At 61.0% G+C, this 6,504-nt stretch carries 4 protein-coding genes and 1 pseudogene; all 5 read left to right on the plus strand.

Annotation, left to right across the window (positions count from 1 at the left end; all coding sequences use genetic code 11):
• Positions 1–10 precede the first annotated feature (10 nt).
• Entirely contained in the window at positions 11–1,153 is a 1,143-nt protein-coding gene (locus QZ766_RS13885; RefSeq protein WP_297202915.1) for a thioredoxin fold domain-containing protein, read from the plus strand.
• The gene (trbC, locus tag QZ766_RS13890) at positions 1,140–3,335 is read left to right on the plus strand and encodes an F-type conjugative transfer protein TrbC (RefSeq protein WP_297202917.1); all 2,196 of its coding nucleotides are present in this window, start codon (positions 1,140–1,142) and stop codon (positions 3,333–3,335) included. The genes QZ766_RS13885 and trbC overlap by 14 nt, the downstream gene beginning before the upstream one ends.
• A 113-nt stretch (positions 3,336–3,448) precedes the next feature.
• Positions 3,449–3,949, plus strand: coding sequence for a phospholipase D family protein (locus tag QZ766_RS13895; RefSeq protein WP_297202939.1), 501 nt, complete (start codon positions 3,449–3,451; stop codon positions 3,947–3,949).
• A gap of 80 nt (positions 3,950–4,029) precedes the next feature.
• On the plus strand, positions 4,030–4,896 hold the full coding sequence (gene repA / locus QZ766_RS13900) for a plasmid replication initiator RepA (protein ID WP_297202919.1): 867 nt from the start codon (positions 4,030–4,032) through the stop codon (positions 4,894–4,896).
• 1,097 nt (positions 4,897–5,993) lie between these two features.
• Positions 5,994–6,504 (plus strand): annotated as a pseudogene (locus tag QZ766_RS13905) (DDE-type integrase/transposase/recombinase); the annotation flags it as partial.

Genomic DNA, 6,504 nt, shown 5'->3' on the forward strand with positions numbered 1-6,504 from the left:
GGATATGACCATGACGATTTCACGCAGAGAAGGCCCGTTCGTGGCCGAAATTAATGGCGACCTGTTGAGTGCCCGCCGCGAAACGCCCGAAGAGGGACATGGAATGAACGGCGCGGTATTTCTGACCCGTGCCGTTTCAGCGCCGCTTTTTGCCCTGCCTCTGAAAGAGAGGCCGTGGTTCGTCATGCACGGTGACGGGCTTTACGCACAGAACGCCCGCGATGCGCTCGCGCCGCTTTACCGCGGTGACGATTCCGGCCAGCTGCTGTGCTGTATTACTGACCTTCTGACCATTGCAGAGAGTAAACGCCTTCGCGGACGTAAACTGCGGAAGTTCGGCTATGCCCTGGCCGTGGCCGCCCTGACGGCGGGATGGCTGACAACAGTCGTGATGGCTTCCCGCCTCTTTACGCCCGAAAACCCGCAAATGCTCACTAAGGTTGATACCCGTACAGTATTTCATTCAGCGGACGGACCTGTACGCTATGCGACCGCCGAGCCGGGTGTCCGGACCGTGATGCCGTACCGCACTCATGAGCCGCAGCCTGGCCGTGCGGTTGTGCAGCAGTCCACTCAACCTCAGCCGCCAGCCGCCGCTGCCCCGGCCGACGGCTGGGACCTGCCGCTGAACGTGCGCGCAGCGCTGCCGGCAAAACTCCGCAGCGCGGCATCACGCGCACTCTTCACCGTGCCGCTGTCTTCCGGGCACGCGCGTACCCTCTATGTCTTCGCCGATCCGCAGTGTCCTAACTGCCGGCGCATGGAGCGCCATTATGAAACGGCCGCGGGCATGGTTAACGTGGTGATATTCCCGGTCACCATCGAGGGGCGGGAGGCGTCACTGCAGAAGCTGACGCCGGTCATGATGCTGCCGGAAGATCAGCGCGCAGCCGCCTGGAAGCAACTGTTCGCCGCGGATGCCGGCATGGGCGTGCCGGGCGCCGCGCCGCGTGCGCCTGCCGCAGCGGATGACGCGCAGATCGAGACGGCGCGCGGGGCAATCGGCGTCAACGAGGTGGCGTTCCGGGCGTATCGTCTGCCGGGCACGCCGTGGACGATTTCGGACGACGGGCGCTACGTGCCGCAGGGCGTGCTGAGCTCGCCGGCGGCGCTCACGGACTTTTTAAACGGAGGTGGCCATGACCGACAGTAACGCTGCGCTCGACAGCGCGCGCGTCAACCGGCACGCGGGGCGTTCGTGGGTAATCGACGTGCTGAGCGAGACCGGCACGCTCGCCTGGGGAATGGCGGGCGCCGTGGGTGCCGGCATCGTCTGGCCGGCGACGCTTTTGCTGAGCCTGCCGGTGCTGCTGTTCTGGTCGCTGGTCGTGGCACCCGCCGGCCGCTGGAAGATGCCGATGCGCATGCCGGCCGACATGAACCGGGAGGATCCGTCGACCGAGCGCAGGGTGCCGGCGAAGGTGCTGGGCTTTCTGCCGGTGGCCACCGTGCGCATTCATACCAGCCGCGCGGCCGGCATCCTGTACGCCGGCTATCTGCGCGGCAGGGACGCCGGGCGCGAGCTCTGGCTCTCGATGGACGACCTGACGCGTCACGTGCTGATGTTCGGCACCACCGGCGCCGGTAAAACGGAGACGCTGCTGGGCTGGGTGTTCAACGCGCTGTGCTGGGGCAAGGGCGTCATTTTCTCCGACCACAAGGCGCAGAACGACGTGGCGCTCGGCATGATGTCCATGGCCCGCCGCTTCGGCCGCGAGGACGACCTGCGGATGATGAACTTCATCACCGGCGGGCGCTCGCGGGCGCAGGAGCTGCTGGAAGACGTGAAGGGGCGGCCGCAGACCAACACCACCAACGTGTTCGGCATCGCGCAGGAAACTTACACCATCAACCTGATGGACTCGATGCTGCCGAAAACAGGCAGCAGCGGCGGCGACTGGCAGGAAAAGGCGCGCTCCATGAACCAGGCGCTGGTGACCGCGCTGGTCTATAAGTGCCGGCGCGAAGGCACGGTGATGTCGCAGCGGACCATCCAGTCACACCTTCCGCTGCGTAAAATTGCCGGGCTCTACGTGCAGGCGGTTGAGGAGCAGTGGCACGAGGAAATCCGCGTGGCGCTGGAGAACTATCTCAGCACGCTGGCCGGCTTCGACCTGGACAAGGTGGCCACGCCGTCCGAATGGGATCCGGAGGCGAACCGCCAGCACGGCTACCTGATTCAGCAGTACACGCGCATGCTGAGCCTGTTTAACGACACCTACGGCCACGTATTTGCGCGCGACGCGGGGGACATCGACCTGCGCGACGTGGTGCACAACGACCGCATCCTGATTGTTCTGGTGCCGGCGCTAGAGCTCTCCGCGACGGAGAGCAGCACGCTGGGCCGGCTCTACCAGTCGCAGCTGGCCATGATTTTAAGCCAGGACCTCGGTGAGAAGCTGGAAGGGCGGCCGGAGGACAACATGAAGGTGCGGAAATTTAAGGACCGGTTTCCGCTGCTCTGGATCATCGACGAGGTGGGCGCCGGCTACAGCGAAAAGCTGGGCGAGCTGGCCACGCAGATCCGCTCGCTGGGCTACTGCCTGCTGCTGGCCGGGCAGGAGGTGCAGCGCCTGAAGACGGCCGCGGGCGACGCGGTGTGGACGCTTATCGCCAACATGGGGGTGCGCATCACCGGCAAAATCATGGATCCGAAAGACACGCTGGAAATCCTGCAGCTGATGGCTGGTACCGAATACCGGGCGCACATGAGCGCGCTGGTACAGACTGGGAGCATCATCGGCAGCGGCCTGAACGACGATCCGCGCCTGCAGGTGAGCGAAAAGAAAAAGGTCGACGTTGAGGAGGTGCAGGCGCTGCAGGAGGGCGAAAACGTCACCCTGTTCCGGGGGCAGGTGGTCCGCGGCAGCTCGCTCTATATCGCCGATGCCGACAAGTTCACGAAGGAGGCGGTGCGCATCAACCGCTTTATGGAGGTAAATCCTCCTTCTGAAGCCCGGCTGCTGGCGACCATGCCTTACCGCCAGCGCCGCAGCTACGTGCGGGCCGACCGGGTGCAGCACATTCTGCAGGTGCTCGACGCGCCGCCGGGCGCGCAGGATACCAGCCTGCTGGTGCTGACCGACCCGGCGCTGGCTGCAGTCTGTGAATTTGATCTTGAATGTGCGTTCAGCTGGAAGCGATCGCCTGCAGCTGCAGTGCGTTCAGCCGTCCTCTGGCGCATGGTGAATGCCAGCCTGCCGGCACGCGGCAGGGGATACAGGGTACGCCTGCGCAGCCCGCGCCTCATGGGGGCGACACGGGAGGCCATTGACGAAGCCGCGCTGAATTACGTGCAGCTCAGGTCTGGGCCGGCAGCGGGAGAGCGGGCCTGACCGCGTCCGGCTACCTCTCCTGCTTTATTCCCTTTCATGCATACTGCCGGCAGCGCGCCGGCACGGAAAAGAGAACAACGATGAAACTTACTTCAGCGGCGATCGCGGTGGCGATGTGCCTGACATTTTCAGCCGCAGCGTCAGCGGACGCGCCGGCCATAGACGTCGGATTTTCACCGGAAGGCAGCGCGCAGCAGCTGGTCCTGCGCACGCTGGACAGCGCCCGGGAGAGTATCCGCCTGATGGGCTACAGCTTCACCTCTCCGGAGGTGGTCAGGGCGCTGGTTGCCGCCAGGCGGCGCGGCGTTGACGTCAGGGTGGTGGTTGACGACAAAGGAAACCGCAGCAAAGCCAGCCAGGCGGCACTGAACGTGCTGGCCAACGCCGGCGTTCCGCTGCGCACAAACGGGCAGTACAAAATTATGCACGACAAGGTGATCGTGACCGACGGGCAGAACGTGGAAACGGGCTCGTTCAATTACACCCGCAGCGCGGCGGAATCGAACTCCGAGAACGCGCTGGTTGTGCGCGGCGTACCGGCACTGGCGCAGACCTACCTGGCGCACTGGCAGTCACGCTGGGACGGTGGCACCGACTGGCATTCTGCTTACTGAGAACATCTTCCGCTTAATTTTCCTCTGCAGTGTGACGGACGCGCTAGCGTCTGTCACCCCCTTCGAAAAGTCAGGATGGCATGGCTGAACAACTCACTCAAAGCACATCATTTTACCGGCAGGTAAAGAACCCAAATCCGAAGTTCATTCCGGAAGAGGGCAAGAAGACACTGCCGTTCTGCGAAAAAATCCGTGCGAAGGCGGCCGGATTTACCCGTCGCATGGAGTTCCAGATGCTCGTTGCGATGTCGATCGCCCGGGGTGAGCGCAAGCGCCGTCCGCCGGAGCTGCGCATGCGGGCCCTGGAAGCCTCGCTGCAGGCACTTTGCCACTATTTCAACCCGCTGGCCAACCGCGTCGGCGCCTCTCTTACGACCATGAGCATTCGCTGCGGGCTGGCCACCGAGAAGAAACGTCTTTCGATCACCCGTTTTACCGGCGCCGTGCAGTTCATGGCCCAGCTGAAACTCCTGACCTACAACACCGAATACGATAAAGAGATCGGCTGCAATATTCCGACCGACATCACCTTTACCCCGCTGATGTGGCAGGTGCTGGATGTCTCCGAGGAGGCGGTTACTGCTGCCCGCCGCAGCCGCATTGAGTGGGAAAACCGGCAGCGCGAGAAGAGGGGACTGCCGCGCGCCGGCGCCGAAGAACTTATCAGTGCCGCCTGGGCATTTGTACGTGAACGTTTTCGCGAATACCATAAGTCACGCCGTGAACACGGCATGAAGCGTCATCGCGCCCGCAAAGATGCGCCACGTACGCGAAAAGATATTGAGCAGTTGGTACGCCTGCAGATCCAGAAAGAAATCCGTAACGGCCGCTTCTTTGGCGGGCTTGACGCGGTTCGCGCGGAGATAGAGCGCCGCGTTACGGAACGCATGAAGTTTTCGCGCGGTCATTATGCACGTCTGTCTGACAATCTGCTGGTCACAACCTGATATCTACTGGTATCCGCTAATTACCGTTGTACAACGTGCTGGCTTTACCCTTCCTGTAATCTGGCCTGAATGGCCATCCTCCCTTCTGCCTAATCCTGTCTGAAGCATCCGGTTTGCGCCGGAGGCCTTCGCACGTCTGCAGTAAAAAATTCCGACTAATTATTATCCAAATAAAACCATTCTCCTGCATGTTTTTCGGCAATCGGGTGCAAAGTAAATCAACGTTATCGCTGAACGCTATCGCACAGCGATACAGCTATGAGTTATCCCCATTAACCACGAGAGGGGGAGCTGATTAGCTACTGTCCGTGCTGGCAATTAAGTACTGGGCGGGACTTTTACAAACCGCGAAGATCCTTTTAAAAAACCGGTTATTTCTCTTTTAAATGACTGTTATTACTTACTTTTAAATATATGAGCTATTCATCCACCAGCCCTGTGGAAAGATTCACTTCCCAGATACGGTCAGCAATCCTGAAAAGACGCTTCGTGTCTAAGGTTGCTCCCAAATTAGTTACAACACACATAATACTCTCTCTTAGAACTACATCAGAGCCGGCCTGATACATCGCGCCCCTCTCAACCCAAACCTGCGCCGTACCTGAGGCCGGGTTGCCCCCACTGACCAGCCGCCGCCGCCCGGCCCGAAGGGCCGGAACTGCAGTGGCTGATAAATGAGTGTTGTAACTATAAATACAGCACTGCGGTAAGTGGCGCTGCGGATTCTATCTTTCGTCTACGACCATCAAACTTCAATGCGCCTGGCAGGCCGCTGCTTAAACGGCGTCAGACAGGGCATGGTTAGACTAGCGAGATATACACGTCAGAGAGAGACTGGTAAGTTTAAGGTAAAGAGGAGCTGATACAGTCGCTTTTCCTGGTCGGAAAGTATCAGGTTACTTCCCTTATTTACATTGGAAAATGTCTGTCTAAAAAGCCGGGGTAATCAGGAAAACGTGTTTTTGACGAAAAAAAACCGCGCATATGCGCGGATAAATTGGGGTAACGAAACGCTTATCTTTTTTATTGTCCATGCATGTTAGTCTCTGATGGTAAATCCTCAAGGGAAGCGGCTATAAGTTTTGCTGGATAACGACCTGCTGCGTATGGCGCATGAGCTTCATCAGCACTGGGGGGCCCGCAAGATTAAGCGCTGGCTCGAAGACCGCGGGCACCGCATGCCGGCCTCCAGCACCGTCCACAACCTGATGACCCGCCACGGCCTGCTGCCGGGCGCAGCGCCGGGCGTCCCGGCCACCGCCAGGTTTGAGCATGCGGCCCCGAACCTGCTCTGGCAGATGGATTTCAAAGGCCACTTTCCCTTTGGCGGCGGCCGCTGCCACCCGCTCACCCTGCTGGACGACCACTCCCGGTTCTCGCTGTGCCTGGTGCACTGCGCTGACGAACGGCGTGAGACGGTACAGGAGCAGCTGGTCAGCGTCTTTGAGCGCTACGGCCTGCCGGACCGGATGACGATGGACAACGGCTCGCCGTGGGGCGACACCACCGGCACCTGGACGGCAGTGGAGCTGTGGCTGATGCGCCACGGCATCCGGGTGGGGCACTCGCGGCCGTATCATCCGCAGACGCAGGGGAAGCTGGAGCGCT

Origin of the sequence: uncultured Pluralibacter sp. (assembly GCF_913775985.1) — a bacterium.
Taxonomy (GTDB): Bacteria; Pseudomonadota; Gammaproteobacteria; order Enterobacterales; family Enterobacteriaceae; genus Pluralibacter.

What these genes read in the sequence shown, in the direction of transcription:
- QZ766_RS13885 (WP_297202915.1), top strand. Translation starts at nt 11, where the DNA reads ATGACGATTTCACGCAGAGAAGGCCCGTTCGTGGCCGAAATTAATGGC.
- trbC (WP_297202917.1), top strand. Translation starts at nt 1,140, where the DNA reads ATGACCGACAGTAACGCTGCGCTCGACAGCGCGCGCGTCAACCGGCAC.
- QZ766_RS13895 (WP_297202939.1), top strand. Translation starts at nt 3,449, where the DNA reads ATGTGCCTGACATTTTCAGCCGCAGCGTCAGCGGACGCGCCGGCCATA.
- repA (WP_297202919.1), top strand. Translation starts at nt 4,030, where the DNA reads ATGGCTGAACAACTCACTCAAAGCACATCATTTTACCGGCAGGTAAAG.